This window comes from Pseudomonas sp. NPDC087358 (assembly GCF_044900785.1).
Taxonomy (GTDB): domain Bacteria; phylum Pseudomonadota; class Gammaproteobacteria; order Pseudomonadales; family Pseudomonadaceae; genus Aquipseudomonas.
This window is the reverse complement of sequence record NZ_JBJDOA010000001.1, coordinates 597,687-616,086: the sequence shown is the minus strand read 5'-3', so window position 1 is coordinate 616,086 and position 18,400 is coordinate 597,687. Positions and strand designations below refer to the sequence as shown.

General features: G+C 62.1%; 10 protein-coding genes. 6 read left to right on the top strand and 4 right to left on the bottom strand.

Annotated elements, in window-relative coordinates:
- Positions 1-16 precede the first annotated feature (16 nt).
- Both guaB and guaA read left to right on the top strand, forming a co-directional pair.
- On the top strand, positions 17-1,486 hold the full coding sequence (gene guaB, locus ACI2KS_RS02710; RefSeq protein ID WP_404616924.1) for an IMP dehydrogenase: 1,470 nt from the start codon (positions 17-19) through the stop codon (positions 1,484-1,486).
- A gap of 100 nt (positions 1,487-1,586) precedes the next feature.
- On the top strand, positions 1,587-3,164 hold the full coding sequence (gene guaA / locus ACI2KS_RS02705; protein ID WP_404616922.1) for a glutamine-hydrolyzing GMP synthase: 1,578 nt from the start codon (positions 1,587-1,589) through the stop codon (positions 3,162-3,164).
- A gap of 148 nt (positions 3,165-3,312) precedes the next feature.
- Here the strand turns inward: guaA and ACI2KS_RS02700 are convergent, their stop codons facing one another.
- Positions 3,313-6,012, bottom strand: a complete 2,700-nt coding sequence (locus ACI2KS_RS02700; RefSeq protein ID WP_404616920.1) for a dermonecrotic toxin domain-containing protein — start codon at positions 6,010-6,012, stop codon at positions 3,313-3,315.
- A gap of 205 nt (positions 6,013-6,217) precedes the next feature.
- Between ACI2KS_RS02700 and ACI2KS_RS02695 the strand changes: the two genes are divergently transcribed.
- On the top strand, positions 6,218-7,591 hold the full coding sequence (locus tag ACI2KS_RS02695) for a multicopper oxidase family protein (protein ID WP_404616918.1): 1,374 nt from the start codon (positions 6,218-6,220) through the stop codon (positions 7,589-7,591).
- Positions 7,591-8,073, top strand: coding sequence for a tRNA adenosine(34) deaminase TadA (gene tadA, locus ACI2KS_RS02690; RefSeq protein ID WP_404616916.1), 483 nt, complete (start codon positions 7,591-7,593; stop codon positions 8,071-8,073). The genes ACI2KS_RS02695 and tadA overlap by 1 nt, the downstream gene beginning before the upstream one ends.
- Before the next feature lie 127 nt (positions 8,074-8,200).
- Here tadA and mltF read toward each other — a convergent pair whose 3' ends face one another.
- Positions 8,201-9,661 carry a membrane-bound lytic murein transglycosylase MltF gene (gene mltF, locus ACI2KS_RS02685; RefSeq protein ID WP_404616914.1) on the bottom strand — a complete coding sequence of 487 codons (1,461 nt, stop codon included), beginning with the start codon at positions 9,659-9,661 and terminating at the stop codon, positions 8,201-8,203.
- A gap of 214 nt (positions 9,662-9,875) precedes the next feature.
- Between mltF and purL the strand changes: the two genes are divergently transcribed.
- Together purL and ACI2KS_RS02675 are read left to right on the top strand one after the other, a co-directional pair.
- The gene (gene purL / locus ACI2KS_RS02680) at positions 9,876-13,775 is read left to right on the top strand and encodes a phosphoribosylformylglycinamidine synthase (RefSeq protein WP_404616912.1); all 3,900 of its coding nucleotides are present in this window, start codon (positions 9,876-9,878) and stop codon (positions 13,773-13,775) included.
- Positions 13,776-13,781: 6 nt separating this feature from the next.
- Positions 13,782-14,093 carry an NGG1p interacting factor NIF3 gene (locus ACI2KS_RS02675; RefSeq protein WP_404616910.1) on the top strand — a complete coding sequence of 104 codons (312 nt, stop codon included), beginning with the start codon at positions 13,782-13,784 and terminating at the stop codon, positions 14,091-14,093.
- 30 nt (positions 14,094-14,123) lie between these two features.
- Here the strand turns inward: ACI2KS_RS02675 and nagE are convergent, their stop codons facing one another.
- Positions 14,124-15,809 carry an N-acetylglucosamine-specific PTS transporter subunit IIBC gene (gene nagE / locus ACI2KS_RS02670; RefSeq protein ID WP_404616908.1) on the bottom strand — a complete coding sequence of 562 codons (1,686 nt, stop codon included), beginning with the start codon at positions 15,807-15,809 and terminating at the stop codon, positions 14,124-14,126.
- A gap of 30 nt (positions 15,810-15,839) precedes the next feature.
- Positions 15,840-18,386, bottom strand: a complete 2,547-nt coding sequence (gene ptsP, locus ACI2KS_RS02665) for a phosphoenolpyruvate--protein phosphotransferase (RefSeq protein ID WP_404616906.1) — start codon at positions 18,384-18,386, stop codon at positions 15,840-15,842.
- Positions 18,387-18,400: the final 14 nt, after the last annotated feature.

Here is an 18,400-nt window from a genome sequence, read left to right as displayed (position 1 = left end):
GCTCGGGAGCCCAGCGATGCTGCGTATCAGCCAAGAAGCCCTTACATTCGACGACATCCTCCTTGTGCCCGGTTATTCCGAGGTGCTTCCCAACGAAGTAAGTCTTAAAACCCGATTGACCCGTGGCATCGAACTGAACATCCCCCTTGTCTCCGCCGCTATGGACACCGTGACCGAAGCCCGTCTGGCAATCGCCATGGCTCAGGAAGGTGGCATCGGTATCATCCACAAGAACATGACCGTCGAGCAGCAAGCTGCCGAAGTGCGCAAGGTCAAGAAGTTCGAAGCGGGTGTGGTCAAGGATCCGATCACCATCGAGGCTGACGCCACTGTTCGTGATCTGTTCGAACTGACCCGTCAACACAATATCTCCGGCGTCCCGGTCCTGCATGACGGTGAACTCGTCGGCATCGTGACCTCGCGCGATGTGCGCTTCGAAAACCGTCTGGATGTCCCGGTCCGTGAAGTGATGACGCCCAAAGAGCGTCTGGTCACCGTCCGTGAAGGCGCCGACAAGTACGAAGTGCGCGACCTGCTGCACAAGCACCGTCTGGAAAAAGTCCTGATCGTCGACGATAACTTCGCGCTCAAGGGCATGATGACCGTCAAGGACATCGAGAAATCCAAGGCCTATCCGCTGGCCAGCAAGGACGACCAGGGTCGTCTGCGCGTCGGCGCCGCGGTCGGTACCGGCAAGGACACCGGCGAGCGCGTCAGTGCCCTGGTCGCTGCCGGCGTTGACGTGATCGTCGTCGACACCGCACACGGTCACTCCAAAGGCGTGATCGACCGCGTTCGCTGGGTCAAGCAGAACTTCCCGGACGTCCAGGTCATCGGCGGCAACATCGCCACCGGCGCTGCTGCTCGCGCACTGGTCGAAGCCGGCGCTGACGGGGTCAAGGTCGGTATCGGTCCTGGCTCCATCTGCACCACCCGTATCGTTGCCGGTGTCGGCGTGCCGCAGATCAGCGCCATCGCCAACGTCGCTTCGGCCCTCGAAGGCACCGACGTTCCATTGATTGCCGATGGCGGCATCCGTTTCTCCGGTGACCTGTCCAAGGCCATCGTCGCCGGTGCCTACTGCGTGATGATGGGCTCGATGTTCGCCGGCACCGAAGAGGCGCCAGGCGAAATCGAACTGTTCCAGGGTCGTTCGTACAAGGCCTACCGCGGCATGGGTTCGTTGGGTGCGATGTCCCAGGCCCAGGGCTCTTCGGACCGCTACTTCCAGGACTCCTCCGAAGGCGCCGAGAAACTGGTACCTGAAGGTATCGAAGGCCGTGTTGCCTACAAAGGCTCGCTGAGCGCCATCGTTCACCAGCTGATGGGCGGCCTGCGTTCGTCCATGGGCTACACCGGCAGCGCCGACATTCAGGAAATGCGCACCAAGCCTGAATTCGTCCGCATCACCGGCGCCGGCATGGCTGAATCCCACGTCCACGACGTGCAGATCACCAAGGAAGCGCCGAACTACCGCGTAGGTTGATCCGAGAGGCGTCTGATGTTTCAGGCGTCTTTCAAGCATTGTGTAGCGGGGCTGTTCATTACAGCCCCGTCTTGTTTCTGATTTTCGACGAGAATGACTCATGGCCCTCGACATTCACGCCCACCGCATCCTGATCCTCGACTTCGGTTCCCAGTACACCCAGCTGATCGCCCGCCGCGTGCGTGAGATCGGTGTGTATTGCGAGCTGCACCCGTTCGACATGGACGACGAAGCGATTCGCGAATTTGCCCCTAAAGGCGTCATCCTCGCCGGTGGCCCCGAGTCCGTGCACGAAGCCAACAGCCCGCGCTGCCCGCAGGCCGTATTTGACCTGGGTGTTCCGGTCTTCGGTATCTGCTACGGCATGCAAACCATGGCTGAGCAACTGGGCGGCAAGGTCGAAGGTTCCGAACTGCGTGAATTCGGTTATGCCCGTGTCGACGTGGTCGGCAAGAGCCGCTTGCTCGACGGCATCGAAGATCATATCGACGCTGACGGCCTGTTCGGTCTCGACGTGTGGATGAGCCACGGTGACAAGGTCACCAAGATGCCGGCTGAGTTCCACATTCTGGCCAGCACCCCAAGCTGCCCGATCGCCGGCATGGCCGACGATACCCGTGGCTACTACGGCGTGCAGTTCCATCCGGAAGTGACCCACACCAAGCAGGGCGGTCGCATCCTGTCGCGCTTCATCCTCGACATCTGCGGTTGCGAAGCGCTGTGGACCCCGTCGAAGATCGCTGAAGACGCCATCGCTCAGGTGCGTGCCCAGGTCGGTACCGACAACGTACTGCTCGGCCTTTCCGGCGGTGTCGACTCCTCGGTGGTCGCGGCGCTGCTGCACAAGGCCATCGGTGATCAACTGACCTGCGTCTTCGTCGACAACGGTCTGCTGCGCCTGCACGAAGGCGAGCAAGTGATGGCCATGTTCGCCGAGAACATGGGCGTCAAGGTCATCCGCGCCAACGCCGAAGAGCAGTTCCTCGGCAACCTGGCCGGCGAGAGCGATCCAGAGAAGAAGCGCAAGATCATCGGCCGCACCTTCATCGACGTGTTCGATGCCGAGTCGACCAAGCTGGACAACATCAAGTATCTGGCCCAGGGCACCATCTACCCTGACGTGATCGAGTCCGCCGGCGCCAAGAGCGGCAAGGCGCACGTGATCAAGTCGCACCACAACGTGGGCGGCCTGCCGGAAGAGATGAACCTGAAACTGGTCGAGCCTCTGCGCGAACTGTTCAAGGACGAAGTCCGTCGTCTGGGCCTGGAACTGGGCCTGCCATACGACATGGTCTACCGTCACCCGTTCCCGGGTCCGGGTTTGGGCGTGCGCATCCTTGGTGAAGTGAAAAAGGAGTACGCCGACCTGCTGCGTCGTGCCGACCACATCTTCATCGAAGAACTGCGCAAGGCCGACTGGTACCACAAGGTCAGCCAGGCGTTCGTGGTGTTCCAGCCGGTGAAATCGGTGGGCGTGGTAGGTGATGGCCGTCGTTACGCCTGGGTCGTGGCCCTGCGCGCCGTCGAAACCATCGACTTCATGACCGCACGTTGGGCGCACCTGCCTTACGAACTGCTGGAAACCGTCAGCGGGCGCATCATCAACGAGATCGAAGGCATCTCCCGCGTCACCTACGACGTGTCGAGCAAGCCGCCAGCGACGATTGAGTGGGAATGATCGACTGATCGACCGAAGCCCCGCCCAGGGCTTCAGCGATTGATGACACGAGCCGGATGCAGTCTTGATGACTCATCCGGCTTCGTCGTTTCAAGGGGTCGGTTTGATGCCCATCCGCTGCTGGGCTGCCGTCATTGGTTCGAGGGCGTCAAAGCGGCGGAGGATCGAATGAGTCGGGGGTTTCGATCAGATGGGTTCTGCGTCCCGTGACGGCCATGCGCAGGATGAAATCGCTTTTGACTCTCCCGGCAGGTCTGCCCATCGCATCGTTCACTGGGTCTCCCTGGTCCACGTCGAAACCCGTTGCCTGGCCGGGGTCGACGTCGATGACGCGCAGGCCGATGACGCCCTCGAGTTCTGCGAGGCCGACGACCTGTCTGTACGTGTTCGCGTGTGCATTGCCTACCAGCGCTATCCATTTCCCGCCGCCCAGCGCTGCCTGATCGGCATCGATGACGGTGCGGGCGAAATAATTCATCATTTTGATGCGCACTGTGCGGTCTGGGTCAGGTATCCCTGCGACTCGATAGCTGGCCATGCAGTCGATGGCGCGGATGCGCATGCCCTGCCTGTTGGCCGTTTTGACCAGGTTGAGAAAGGTATAGCGGCCGGTGGAATCGGTGAGATGGCCGCGGTCCAGGTCTTCCAGGTAGCTGTGCAGCTTTTCGGGCATGGTCCCGGTGTTGGCGAAGGTGTCCAGGTCGGCCTGATGCAAGTCGGTCAGCAGGTGTTCCATATACAGTGTCCTGACCTTTTGTTTGGCCAGTTGCGCCATGTTGTTGATCAAGAATTGTTTGCTGGCCACGCAGTTGTGGCTCTCCGCGATCACCAGGCCAGGGGCCTTTTCATAGAGCTGCCTGAGCGCAAGCTTGGGTGGCGATTTCGACGCGATGACCGGCATGGGCGGGCGCGCGGGTGTGGGTGGGTTTACGTAAAACGTCTGCGTATCGCTCAACAGGCGGTCACGCAGGGTGAAGAAATCTTCAATCGGGTCGTTCGGGTCGAACGAGACATAATTGCCGTCAAAGGGCCTGTTACTGGGGTTTTCCACGCGGGCGCGTAAGGGTTCTCGCAAGGGTGGCGGCAGGTCGTAGGGGCTTGCCAGCGCTGCGCCAGAGGCCGCCGATCGCTGCGACGATAAGGTGCGCAATGCCCCGCCACCCCCCTTGAGACCTTGAGCGACTGGTTTCCACTCTCCAGCTGCGTTCAAGTGCGCGGGAAGGTTGCGCTGGAACGAGAAGGGCGCCTGCGGGTCGACGATGATCCAGCTGTTCAGCTCGTTGGCGAAGCGGACTTGATAGGCGAGCCCGTCAATCGAGATGAGGGTGGTGCCGGTGCCGGTCTGGTAAACGCCGCGCATCCGCCCGGTCGTTGGCGGTGGCGGATAGTCGTCAAGTATCTCGTTGGTTTCAAAGGGCGCCAGCAGTTCGGACAACTCGTCCGTGTACGTTGGCTCTGGCGTCGCGATTTGCAGCTCTACGGATGGGGCTGCGATTGGCGTTTCTGGCGGGGCGTCCGGCAAGGCGGCCGGCTCGCCTTCAGCTGCGATTTCGGCAATATGCGGGGCAGCTTCCGGCAGCAGAAACAGACCATTGAACAGCACATCGATGCCGCCCAGGATGGCGCCGACCACGCCGCTTCTGCGATCTGCCGTGGTGTGGCCGTGTACCGCCTGATCGATGTTCAAACCGACGTCGGCCAGCCCCGCGCCCACCGCTGCCAAGGCAATCGGCCAGTCAAGCGCAGCCAGGGCGCCGAAACTCTGACTGAAAGCGCGCAGGTAGCCGATCCACATCTGCTTGCGCAGTTCGTTGTTGGAGTACAGCGCGAATTCGGCATCGGCCTGCATACGCGTGCGGGCGGCATCGCGCAGATGGGTGAACGGGTCGCCCTTTATGGCATGGTCATCCCGGTTGATCACGGACAGAGCGTGCGGACCCTGACTGCTGACCAGAACATCCAATGCGTGGTTCAACCCGCCCTGCGCAGCGCCCTGCGAATGAGCGGACAAGGGGAAGTGCGACAGGAACCGCGCACGATTCCTGATCTCACTGCTGCGCATCATCAGCCACCATTTCAGATCGTCCGGGTGATCGAAAACATGGAAGGCATCGACCTCGCCGGGCACATAGAGGAACTGCCGACCGCTGTCTTCGACGATGCGCAGAATGTCACTGGCCACGTATCCGGCGATGTCCAGCGTGGAGATGCGCAGGCCGGCCGCTGGCGGCGTTTCGGATTGCAGCATCGCCAAGGTGATCGGTTCTCCAGCAGGCACGCCCGCGGCGGCCATGAGCACCATGAAGTGTTCGCGGTCGAGGGTGCCGCTGTAATGATCTTCCACAGCCCTGGCGATGAAGCTTGCCTTGGCCAGCGTCCTGAAATCGTCCGTCCGGTCGCGCCAGAAAGCGTTCATCTTGCGCTTGAATTGGCTTTTGAAATCCAGGGCCCAGAACGCACTTAACGCATCTTGCGCAAGCAGGCGTACTTCGTTGGTTTCATCGAAAACCCCGGCGTCGGGACCTGCGGTGTAGAACCCGCTCATCGCTTGCAAAGAGTCGCCGTTGTCCTGGTCGGCTGCATTGAAACGATGCAGCACCAGTTGCGGCAGGGTCAGCGATGCAATGGGTCTGTCGAGGTGCTGCCAGCCGTTGAACGTCCGCGAGCTGCTTTGCGTGACGTCGAAGCGATGCCAGTACACGGCATCCGGCTCCAGGTGGTCAATGTAGTGCCGGCGCAGCAACTCGCTGGCCGCAGCGCGCGCCATCTCGCGCATGTCGGGGCAGTTCGCTACCAGCTTTCTGCAAATGGCGTGCAGTGATTTTCTGTCGGCGTCGCGGTCGGTCATGTCAGCAGTAGAGGAAGGCATGGTCGTCATCCTTGATGAGTGAGCCTTGAGCTTCCCGGTCGGCATTATTCAATTGGTACTAAATATGTACCGCAGCCTGCGCGCGTTTATTTTTCCCCAAACGCAGGTGTATCGTATTCGCCCCTCGCAAAGTCTCTCGTTAAGCGCTTTGTCCCTGCCTGGTTTGAAAAAGGTGCCATGCCTGATGTCCTTCACTCGTCGACAGATTCTCGCGGGCCTGAGCGGTCTTGCCGTGGTCGGGCTGGGCGCTGGCGCCAGTTCGCGTTATTGGCTAGGCAAGCGCGGGCCCGGAGCAGGGCATGATTACGAGCTGATTGCCGCGCCGCTGGAGGTAGAGCTGGTAGCCGGTCACCAGACCCCGGCCTGGGCGTTCGGCGGCTCTGCGCCTGGCACTGAATTGCGGGTCCGTCAGGGGGACTGGCTGCGGGTGCGCTTCATCAATCAGCTGCCGGTCGAGACCACCATTCACTGGCACGGCATCCGTCTGCCGCTGGAAATGGACGGCGTGCCTTATGTGTCGCAACTGCCAGTCAAGCCGGGCGAGTATTTCGATTACAGCTTTCGCGTACCCGACGCAGGCAGCTATTGGTATCACCCGCATGTCAGCAGCAGTGAGCAGCTGGGGCGGGGGCTGGTCGGGCCGTTGATCGTCGAGGAGCGCCAGCCGACCGGCTTTGCCCACGAGCGGGTCATCAGCCTGAAGAGCTGGCATGTGGACGAGCAGGGCGCGTTTACCGATTTCAGCGTGATTCGCGAAGCCGCGCGTGAGGGCACGGCCGGGCGCCTGTCGACCATCAACGGTGTGCCGCAAGGCGTGATTGAGCTGCCGGCCGGGCAGATCACTCGCGTCCGTATCCTCAATCTCGACAACACCGTGACCTACCGTCTCAACCTGCCGGGTGCCGAGGCGATGATCTATGCACTGGACGGCAACCCTGTAGAACCCCGTGCTTTAGGCAAGGATTACTGGCTGGGCCCGGGCATGCGCATCTGTCTGGCGATCAAGGCACCGCCCGTGGGTGAGGAGCTGGCCTTGCGTAACGGGCCTGTGCGCCTGGGCACCTTGCGCTCGGTCGCAAGCTCGGGATCATCGGGACCATGGCCGCCGGCGCTGCCCGCCAACCCACTGGCAGAACCGGATCTGGCCAATGCCGAAAAACTCAATTTCAACTTCGAGTGGGCGGGCGCGGTGTCGGTCAATGTCGACAACGGCAAGCCGCCGAGCCTGTGGCAGATAAACGGCCAGGCCTGGGACATCACCGACAGGACCTGCGCCGATCGCCCGATTGCCAGGCTGGTGAAGGGCCGGAGCTACCTGTTCGAGCTGAAAAACATGACCCAGTATCAGCATCCCATTCACTTGCACGGCATGAGTTTCAAGGTCATCGCCTCCAACCGTACAAAGGTGATCCCGTATTTCACCGATACCTACCTGCTGGGCCGCAACGAGCGCGCACGCATCGCGCTGGTAGCGGATAATCCCGGGGTGTGGATGTTCCACTGCCATGTGATCGATCACATGGAAACCGGTCTTATGGCAGCTATCGAGGTTTCGTAATGCGCCAGCCGCAAATCATTGATCGCAGTCGTGATCAGCATTTCATGCGTCAAGCCCTGGCGCTGGCCGCCGAAGGCGCGCTCTTGGGTGAAGTCCCGGTGGGGGCGGTGGTGGTTCAGGACGGGGTGATCATCGGCGGCGGCTACAACTGCCCGATCAGTGGCAGCGACCCCAGTGCTCATGCAGAGATGGTCGCCATCCGTAACGCTGCGCAGGCGGTGAGCAACTATCGCCTGCCGGGCAGCACGCTGTACGTGACGCTGGAGCCGTGCAGCATGTGCGCTGGGCTGATCGTGCATTCACGCATCAGCCGGGTCGTGTATGGCGCCGCCGAACCCAAGGCGGGCGTGGTGCAGAGCCAGGGGCAATTCTTCACCCAAGGGTTTCTCAACCATCGAGTGCTGTTCGAAGGTGGGGTGCTGGGGGAGGAGTGCGGCACGATGTTGAGCGAGTTTTTCAGGATGAGAAGGGCCAAGGGTTAGTGCATGGCACTTTAGGGAAGGTTAGTGCATGACACTGTAGGAGTGAGCTTGCTCGCGATAGCGGTAGGTCTGGAGCATGCGGACCGCCCGAACAACTGTCATCGCGAGCAAGTTCACTTCTACAGGGTCAGAGCGGCGCTTTCTCTTCCGGCGGCCTTGTCTTGTCGACGCCCGGCACGTGCAAGCTGCCTTCGGCGACCTGACTGCCTTCCAGTTGCGGCTGGGTCACCCAGGTGAGGATGTCGTAATAGCGGCGGATGTTGGCGACGAAACTCACCGGCTCGCCACCCCGGGCATAGCCGTAGCGGGTTTTGCTGTACCACTTCTTCTGTGACAGGCGTGGCAGCATCTTCTTCACGTCCAGCCATTTGTTCGCGTTCAGCCCTTCGTTTTCCGCCAGCTTGCGCGCGTCGTCCAGGTGGCCGGTGCCGATGTTGTAGGAGGCCAGCGCCAGCCAGGTGCGGTCCGGTTCCTGGATCGAGTCGTCGAGCTGATCCTTTACGTAGGCGAAATACTTGGCGCCGCCCTGAATGCTTTGCCGGGCGTCGAGCCGGTTCGACACGCCCATGGCCTGGGCGGTGCTCTGGGTCAGCATCATCAGCCCGCGCACGCCGGTCTTGGACGTCACGGCCGGCTGCCACAGCGATTCCTGATAGCCGATGGCGGCCAGCAGGCGCCAGTCGACCTGTTCCTGCTTGGCGGCGGTCTGGAAATGCTTTTCGTATTTGGGCAGGCGCTCCTGCAAATGCTGGGCGAAGGTGTAGGCACCGACATAACCGAGTACGTCCACGTGCCCGTAATAGCGATCCTTGAGCCGCTGCAGCATGCCGTTCTTCTGCATCTTGTCGAGGAACGTGTTGATCTCGTTGAGCAGGCTGTTGTCATCGCCCAGCGCCACCGCCCAGCGTTGATCCCGGCCATCGCCAAGGTCGAAGGCGACTCGCACGTTGGGAAAGTACACCTGGTTCATCGCCAGTTCGTTGGAGTCGACCAGGGTCAGGTCGATCTGGCCTTCATCGACCATGCGCAGCAGGTCGACGACTTCGACCTGGTCGGACTCTTCGTAGCTGATGCCCGGATACTTGAGCTTCAGCGCCGCCAGTTGCTCGGCATGGCTGCTGCCCTTGAGCACCAGGATGCGCTTGCCCACCAGATCGCCAGGATCGGTCGGGCGATTCTGCCCGTTGCGATAAATGACCTGAGGGGTGACTTCAAGATAGGAGTGCGAGAAGCGCACCTGTTTTGCGCGGTTCTCGGTGCTGACCAGCCCTGCCGCCGCCAGCACGGGACCGCCGGGTTTGTTCATCTGGTCGAACAGGTCATCGATGTTGTCGGCGGTTTCGATCTTGAGTTCGACGCCCAGATCGTCGGCGAAACGCTTGACCAGTTCGTACTCGAAACCGGTTTCACCGTTGCGATCCTGAAAGTAGGTCGCCGGGCTATTGCGGGTGACGACGCGCAGAACGCCATCCTCCTTGACTCGTTCCAGCGTGTTGGGTTTCTCAACACAGGCGCCGAGCAGCAGGAAGATTCCGGTTGCGATGAGCCACTTGGCACAGCGTGGGCGGAAATCTGATTGGGAAAACATCGGTGCAGTATACGCAAAGCAGGCTGACCGCCATATCTCGACAGCGATGATCGCGTCTGATAGAGCGGTCAGATTTTTTACCGATCTCTATAGGATATCTACGAACGCCGACATTCGGGTGCGTTCGGGCCGTCGTTTCGGGTGCCGAAAGTCCCGGTTTAGGCTAGAATGCACGGCCTCAAAGCACACCCCCTTCCCCGAGGCTGTCCCGACGATGTTGATCTTGCGTGGTGCTCCCGCCCTTTCTGCCTTCCGCCACAAGAAATTACTTGAGCAGCTGAACGATAAAGTTCCGGCTGTCAGTGGCCTGTACGCTGAATTCGCCCACTTCGCTGAGGTTACCGGCGTCCTGACAGACGACGAGCAGCAAGTCCTCGCCCGTCTGCTCAAGTACGGCCCGAGCGTGCCGGTTCAAGAGCCTCGTGGCCGTCTGTTCCTGGTGTTGCCGCGTTTTGGCACGATCTCGCCATGGTCCAGCAAGGCCACCGACATCGCCCGCAACTGCAGCCTGACCAAGGTCCAGCGGCTTGAGCGTGGCATCGCCTTCTACGTCGAGGGTGATATCAGTGAGGCCCAGGCGCAGATCATCGCCGACGTCCTGCACGACCGCATGACCCAGTTGGTGCTCGGCGCACTGGAGCAGGCTGCCGGCCTGTTCAGCCATGCCCAGCCCAAGCCGCTGACTGCCGTCGATGTACTGGCGGGCGGTCGTGCCGCACTGGAGAAAGCCAACGTCGAGCTGGGCCTGGCCCTGGCCGAGGACGAAATCGATTACCTGGTCGATGCGTTCACGGGTCTTGCGCGCAACCCGCACGACATCGAACTGATGATGTTCGCCCAGGCCAACTCCGAGCACTGCCGTCACAAGATCTTCAACGCCAGTTGGGACATCGATGGTCAGAGCCAGGAAAAAAGCCTGTTCGGCATGATCAAGAACACCTACCAGATGCACAACGAAGGCGTGTTGTCCGCTTACAAGGACAACGCCTCGGTGATCGTCGGCAGCGTGGCCGGGCGTTTCTTCCCGAATCCTGAAACCCGCCAGTACGGCGCGGTGCAGGAGCCGGTGCACATCCTGATGAAGGTCGAGACTCACAACCACCCGACCGCCATCGCACCATTCCCGGGTGCTTCCACCGGTTCCGGTGGCGAGATCCGCGACGAAGGCGCAACCGGTCGCGGCGCCAAGCCCAAGGCTGGCCTGACCGGCTTTACCGTCTCCAACCTGAACATTCCGGGTTTCGAACAGCCTTGGGAAAAGCCCTACGGCAAGCCTGAGCGTATCGTCACCCCGCTGGACATCATGATCGAGGGCCCGCTCGGCGGCGCCGCGTTCAACAACGAATTCGGTCGTCCGGCGCTGACCGGCTATTTCCGTACCTTCGAGCAGTCCATCAGTACCCCGCACGGCGATGAAGTGCGTGGCTACCACAAGCCGATCATGCTGGCTGGCGGCATGGGCAACATCCGTGAAGGCCACGTGCAGAAGGGCGAAATTACCGTCGGCGCCAAGCTGATCGTGCTCGGCGGCCCGGCGATGCTGATCGGTCTGGGGGGTGGCGCTGCCTCTTCCATGGCCACCGGCACCAGCTCGGCGGACCTGGATTTCGCATCGGTCCAGCGTGAAAACCCTGAAATGGAACGCCGTTGCCAGGAAGTCATCGACCGCTGCTGGCAGCTGGGCGATGCCAACCCGATTGCCTTCATCCACGACGTCGGCGCCGGCGGTCTGTCCAACGCCTTCCCTGAACTGGTGAATGACGGTGGCCGTGGTGGCCGCTTCGAATTGCGCAACGTGCCCAACGACGAGCCGGGCATGGCGCCGCTGGAAATCTGGAGCAACGAGTCGCAGGAACGTTACGTTCTGGCCGTCAGCGCTCCTGATTTCGAACGTTTCAAAGCCATCTGCGAACGTGAGCGTTGCCCGTTTGCGGTGGTCGGCGAAGCCACCGAAGAGCCACAACTGACCGTGACCGACAGCCACTTCGGCAACAGCCCGGTGGACATGCCGCTGGAAGTGTTGCTCGGCAAGGCGCCGCGCATGCACCGTTCGGCCAGCCGTGAAGCGGAGCAGGGCGACGATTTCGATCCGAGCACGCTGGACATCGCACAAAGCGTACAGCGCGTCTTGCATCACCCGGCGGTCGCGGGCAAGAACTTCCTGATCACCATTGGCGACCGCAGCATCACGGGTCTGGTCAATCGCGATCAGATGGTCGGCCCCTGGCAAGTGCCGGTGGCTGACGTCGCTGTCACCGCAACCAGTTTCGACGTCTACAGCGGTGAAGCCATGGCCATGGGCGAGCGTACACCGCTGGCCCTGCTGGATGCCCCGGCGTCCGGCCGCATGGCGATCGGCGAGACCCTGACCAACATCGCGGCCTCGCGCATCGGCAAGATTTCCGACATCAAACTGTCGGCCAACTGGATGTCCGCAGCCGGCCACCCAGGCGAAGACGCGCGTCTGTACGACACCGTCAAGGCCGTCGGCATGGAGCTGTGCCCGGAGCTGGGCATCACCATTCCGGTGGGCAAGGACTCGATGTCGATGAAGACCCGCTGGAGTGACGAAGGCACGGAAAAAACCGTTACCTCGCCTCTGTCGTTGATCGTCACCGGTTTTGCACCCGTCACCGATATTCGCGGCACCCTGACCCCGCAACTGCGTATGGATAAAGGCGTTACCGACCTTATCCTGATCGACCTGGGTCGTGGTCAGAACCGCATGGGCGCCTCGATCCTCGCGCAGACCCACGGCAAGCTGGGCAACGTTGCCCCGGACGTGGACGACGCCGAAGACCTCAAGGCGTTCTTCGCTGTCATTCAGGGCCTCAACGCCGACGGCCATATCCTGGCCTATCACGACCGTTCCGACGGCGGCCTGCTGACCACCGCACTGGAGATGGCCTTCGCCGGTCACTGCGGTCTGAATCTGCAACTGGACACCCTGACCGGCAAGCGTGAAAAAGTCGCGGCCATCCTCTTCAACGAAGAGCTGGGTGCGGTGATTCAGGTTCGTCACGACGACACACCGGATGTGCTGGCGCAGTTCAGCGCCGCCGGCCTGGGCGACGATTGCGTGGCGGTGATTGGCCAGCCGATCAATAACAGCGAAGTGACCATCAGCCTGAACGGCGAGCACGTGTTCAAGGGCGATCGTCGTCTGCTGCAACGTCAGTGGAGCGAAACCAGCTACCGGATCCAGCGTCTGCGCGATAACGCCGACTGCGCCGATCAGGAGTTCGACGCCCTGCTCGAAGAGGATAACCCGGGCCTGAGCGTCAAGCTGGGCTACGACGTCAACGACGACATCGCCGCGCCTTACATCAAGAAAGGCGTTCGCCCACAAGTGGCAATCCTGCGCGAGCAGGGCGTGAACGGTCAGGTAGAAATGGCCGCCGCGTTCGACCGCGCCGGTTTCGCCTCGGTCGACGTGCACATGAGCGATATCCTGGCTGGTCGCGTCGATCTGAACGAGTTCAAGGGGCTGGTCGCCTGCGGTGGTTTCTCCTACGGCGACGTCCTCGGCGCCGGTGAAGGCTGGGCCAAGTCGGCGCTGTTCAACAGCCGTGCACGGGATGCCTTCCAGGGCTTCTTTGCACGCAGCGACAGCTTCGCCCTGGGTGTGTGCAACGGTTGCCAGATGATGTCCAACCTCAGCGAATTGATTCCAGGCAGCGAGTTCTGGCCACGCTTCGTGCGCAACCGCTCCGAGCAGTTCGAAGCGCGCGTGGCGATGGTCGAAATCCAGAAGTCGGCGTCGATCTTCCTGCAAGGGATGGCCGGTTCGCGCATGCCGATCGCCATCGCGCACGGCGAAGGTCATGCGGAGTTCAAGACCCCTGAGGCACTGCTGGAAACCGATCTGTCCGGCACCGTCGCCATGCGCTTCGTCGACAACCACGGCAAGGTCACCGAAACCTATCCTGCCAACCCGAACGGCTCGCCGCGCGGGATCACCGGCCTGACCACCCGCGACGGTCGCGTCACTATCATGATGCCGCACCCTGAGCGCGTGTTCCGGGCAGTGAGCAACTCGTGGCGTCCGGATGAGTGGGCAGAGGACGGCGCGTGGATGCGCATGTTCCGCAACGCCCGCGTCTGGGTTAACTGATCGCTGATGTACAAGCTCGCGTTTTTCGTTCCACCCAGCCATGTGGAGCAGGTCAAAAATGCGCTATTCGCCGCCGGCGCGGGGCGAATCGGGGCATATGACAGCTGCTCATGGCAGGTGCTGGGTCAAGGTCAGTTTCGCCCGTTGGACGGCAGCCAGCCGTTCATCGGGCAGGCCGGCGAGATCGAGCAGGTCGAAGAGTGGAAGGTCGAGCTTGTGGTCGCCGATGAGTTGATTCAACAGGCAGTGGCTGCGCTCAAGCACAGCCACCCCTATGAGACGCCAGCTTATGAAGTGTGGAAGCTGGCGGATTTCTAAGGCACACAGTTGGTCACCCGGGCCGTGTTTTCACGGCTGCTTCACCATGCCCCGCAACGCCTCGCTCAACCCCTGGGCACTATCGCCCACCAACACATGCCAGACGTTATCGCCCAGCTTGCGCACGCCCTGGCACCCCAGCGCATCGAGCTGGCTGACGGCGGGCGACTCGCCGTCTTTTAACTGCACCCGCAGTCGGGTCAGTGCCACGCATTCCACATCGAGCATGCCTTTACCGCCCAACGCCTTGAACCACTGCGCGGCTTGAGCGACATCGACCGGTGCGGGTGGCTGCACGGCAGCAATCGTTTCGGTGGCCGGTGATTTAGCGGCAACGGGCAGGGCATCGCGCAGTTCATCGGCAATGCTGTCGGCCAGTGGTCCGACAACGATCTGCAGACTGCCGCCATTGCCTGGACGCACCACCGCCATGGCGCCCAATGCTTTCAATTCGCTGTCCTGGGCCTTGCTGCGATCAGCCAGTTGCAGTCGCAAGCGCGTGGTGCAGGCTCCGATGCTCAGCAGGTTTTCTGCGCCACCCAATGCCCTGATATACGCTGCCGCGCGATCACTTTTAGGAACGTCGGCCGAGCGGTTGAGCACCTGCTCACGACCCGGTGTTTTGAGGTTGAAGCGCTTGATGCATTGATCGAACACCACGTAGTAGACCACTGCGTACGCCAGCCCCAACGGGAACACCAACCAGCCATTGGTGGACTTGCCCCAGCCCAGCGCCATGTCGATCGCGCCGCCGGAGAAGGTGAAACCCAGATGGATGTTCAGCATATTGGCCAATGCCATGGACAGCCCGGTGAGCAAGGCATGCAGCACGTACAGCATCGGCGCCAGGAACATGAACGCGAACTCGATAGGCTCGGTCACGCCGGTCAACGCCGAGGTCAGTGCCATCGACAGCAGAATGCCGCCGATGAGCTTGCGTTGTTCGGGCAATGCGTTGCGATACATCGCCAGGCACGCCGCAGGCAGACCGAAGATCATCATCGCAAACATGCCGGTCATGAACTGTCCGGCGTTTGGATCACCGGCGAAGTAACGCGCAAGATCGCCGGTGACGACGCGCCCGGTGTCCGGGTCGGTAAAGGTGCCGAAGACGAACCACACCAGATTATTGAGGATGTGATGCAGACCCGTGATGATCAGAATGCGGTTCATCACACCGAAGAAGAACGCGCCGATACTGCCGCTCTCCAGCATCAACTGACCCAGTGCGTTGATGCCGGCCTGTACCGTCGGCCAGACCAGGCCAAACAGCAAGCCCAGAGCAACCGCAGACAAACCCGTGACAATCGGCACGAAACGCCGGCCGCCGAAGAATGCCAGGTATTCGGGCAGGGCAATGTCCTTGAAGCGGTTGTACATCGCGCCGCCGAGCAGGCCGGCGATGATTCCGGCGAGCATGCCCATGTCAATGTGCGGATCGAGCACCTTGAGCGTCGAAGTCATCACCAGATAACCAATGGCCCCCGCCAGCCCCGCAGTCCCGTTGTTGTCGCGGGCAAAACCGACGGCGATGCCGATGGCGAAAATCAGCGCCAGATTGCTGAAGATCGCGTTGCCCGCCGAGTGGATGATCGCGATGTCCAGCAGGTCGGTGTCGCCCAGACGCAGCAACAGGCCGGCGATCGGCAGAATCGCGATGGGCAGCATCAGTGCGCGACCCAATCGCTGTAGTCCTTCGATGAAGTGTTGATACACGGCGTCTCTCCTCGATGTTGTTCTTGTTATTCAGGCACTGACGCCCGGCGTCAGGACCTGGCTTTGAAAGGTGCTGCAAGCCGCTCGCACCTCAGCGGCGCTGCTTTGCTTGAGCAGATGCCGGGCGAGCGCCTGACACTGGCGTGCGTCCAGTTCGCGTACCCGAGCCTTGATCTGGCCAACCTGCGGCGGGCTGACTGACAGCTCGCGAACGCCCAGACCGATCAGCACCGCAGTGGCCAGAGGGTCCGACGCCAGGGCGCCACACACACCGACCCAGCGGCCTTTGGCGGCGGCCGCCGTGCAAGTCATGGCGATCAGGCGCAGCAGTGCCGGATGCAAGCCATCGACGCGAGCGGCCAGGCCTGCATGGTCCCGATCCATCGCCAGCGTGTACTGGGACAAATCGTTGGTGCCGATGGAAAGGAAGTCCGCATGCTCGGCCAGTTGCTCGGCCAACAATGCTGCCGAGGGCACTTCGATCATCACCCCCAGTTGCGGGCGTTCGCTGATGCAGGCTTCGCTGGCCAGCTCGTCGATGCGCTTGCGTACCGCCAGCAGCTCGCCAACTTCAGTGATCATCGGCAGCAGAATCCGGCAACGCCCCAGCGGCTTGACCCGCAGCAGCGCGCGCAGTTGTTGGTCGAGCAGTTCGGGGCGCATCTGGCCAAGGCGAATACCACGCAGGCCCAGCACCGGGTTGGCTTCGGCAGGCAAGGGCAGGTATGCCAGTTGCTTGTCGCCGCCGATGTCGATGGTGCGGATGATCACAGGCTTGTCGGGCATCGCATCGAGCACCGATTGATAGGCCGACAATTGCTCGTCTTCGGTGGGCGCGATGCTGCGATCGACAAAGAGGAATTCGGTGCGTAACAGGCCCACACCGTCGGCACCGTTGAGCTGCGCGTTTTCGGCATCGGCCCGTGAGGCGACGTTGGCGGCAATATCAATGCTCACGCCATCGGCAGTCAACGCGGGTAAATGCGCATGTTGTTGCTGACGTTGCCGGTGCTCGAAGTGCTGCGCCTTGAAGGTATGAACCTGCTGCAGCCGAGGTGCATCCGGCGTGAGCTCAAGACGCCCGTGGGCGGCGTCCAGCACTACTGGCTGATCCGCCGTGTCGGTGACGACATCGAGCAGCGCACTGCCCATGGCCACCACACACGGCAAGCCCTTGCCGCGCGCCAGGATGGCCACGTGAGAAGTGGCGCCGCCTTCAGCCATGCAGATACCCCCGACACCGCGTTGCTCGAGCATCAGCAGATCGGAAGGCGTCAGCTCGCGGGCGACGACAATGGCGCCCGGCGGGAATTCGACGTTGCGGGCCTCGCCGAGCAAGTTCAGCAACACGCGCTGACGCAGGTCGCGCAGATCGGTGGCGCGTTCGGCGAGCAGGCTGTTGCCCAGTTTTTCCAGCACCGCACATTGCGTCAGTACCGCTTGGCTCCAGGCATGTGCCGCGCCTCGGCCCGAGTCGATGGCGGCATAAGCGGCGTCGAGCAGGGCCGGGTCTTCGAGCATCGCCAGGTGAGTGGCGAATATCGCGTTCTGCTCGTGCTGTGTCGGGTTCAGGCTGCTGCTGATGTCGGCGCGAAGCACTCGCAACGCTTCGTCGAGCATCTGCCGCTGTTCATCGGCACGATGGCCGCCAAGGTCTTCATCCAGTTCGATGGCGTCCAGCCGGAACAGCGGGCCCGTGGCCAGCCCCGGCGCGGCGCTGACGCCGACCAGCACGCCGCTTTCAAGCTCCGCCGCGCTGCTCATCTGGCGCGCCACCCTGGCAGGCGTTGTTTGAGGTCTTTCATCCGCCGCAGGGGTGGAAAGGGCTCTCAGCAGTGCCTGCAGCGCCACCTCGCTGTCGTGCCCCCAGCACACCACTTCCACTTCGTCCTGCTCGGCCACGCCCAGCCCCATCAGCCCGGTGACGCTGTCGGTCGAGGCGCTGGCCCCGGCGAAATGCAACTGCGCCTGGCTGTCGAACTGGCGAGCAGTGTGACGCAGCAGCGCGGCCGGGCGCGCATGCAGGCCGCCGTTGTGCGCCACGCGCATGCTGCCACGGGCTAGTCTGGCGCCTGCCTCGACGCTCGCCGCTGGACTGGGCTCAGCGGACTGCGCCATCACCTGCAGCAAGGGCTCGCCCACATTCACCGTGCCTGATGTGCGCAGCGGCGTCAGGCTGAAGCGATCACCGTTGAGCAGGATCAACGCACTGACCAGGCTGCGACTGTTGCGTGCCACATTATCCAGGTCCAGGCGCAGCAACGGTTGTCCTTCCTTGACGCGTTGGCCGTCGCTGACCAGCGCCTGGAAGCCGGCGCCGTCCAGTTCGACCGTGTCGATCCCGACATGCAGCAGCCACTCGCTGCCATCGTCGGCGCGCAGGTTGACCGCATGGCGGGTGCGCGCGACGTTGATGACCACGCCGGCGAACGGGGCGTGCAGCACGTCATCCAGCGGATCGATGGCCAGGCCCTCACCCATGGCGCCACTGGCGAACACGGGGTCCGGGATATTGGCCAGGGTCAGCACGGCTCCACTGAACGGGGCGCTGAACGTCATTTGTTTATTGTTATGCATGACATCGTCCTTGC

What these genes read in the sequence shown, in the direction of transcription:
- guaB (WP_404616924.1), top strand. Translation starts at nt 17, where the DNA reads ATGCTGCGTATCAGCCAAGAAGCCCTTACATTCGACGACATCCTCCTT.
- guaA (WP_404616922.1), top strand. Translation starts at nt 1,587, where the DNA reads ATGGCCCTCGACATTCACGCCCACCGCATCCTGATCCTCGACTTCGGT.
- ACI2KS_RS02700 (WP_404616920.1), bottom strand. Translation starts at nt 6,012, where the DNA reads ATGACCGACCGCGACGCCGACAGAAAATCACTGCACGCCATTTGCAGA.
- ACI2KS_RS02695 (WP_404616918.1), top strand. Translation starts at nt 6,218, where the DNA reads ATGTCCTTCACTCGTCGACAGATTCTCGCGGGCCTGAGCGGTCTTGCC.
- tadA (WP_404616916.1), top strand. Translation starts at nt 7,591, where the DNA reads ATGCGCCAGCCGCAAATCATTGATCGCAGTCGTGATCAGCATTTCATG.
- mltF (WP_404616914.1), bottom strand. Translation starts at nt 9,661, where the DNA reads ATGTTTTCCCAATCAGATTTCCGCCCACGCTGTGCCAAGTGGCTCATC.
- purL (WP_404616912.1), top strand. Translation starts at nt 9,876, where the DNA reads ATGTTGATCTTGCGTGGTGCTCCCGCCCTTTCTGCCTTCCGCCACAAG.
- ACI2KS_RS02675 (WP_404616910.1), top strand. Translation starts at nt 13,782, where the DNA reads ATGTACAAGCTCGCGTTTTTCGTTCCACCCAGCCATGTGGAGCAGGTC.
- ptsP (WP_404616906.1), bottom strand. Translation starts at nt 18,386, where the DNA reads ATGCATAACAATAAACAAATGACGTTCAGCGCCCCGTTCAGTGGAGCC.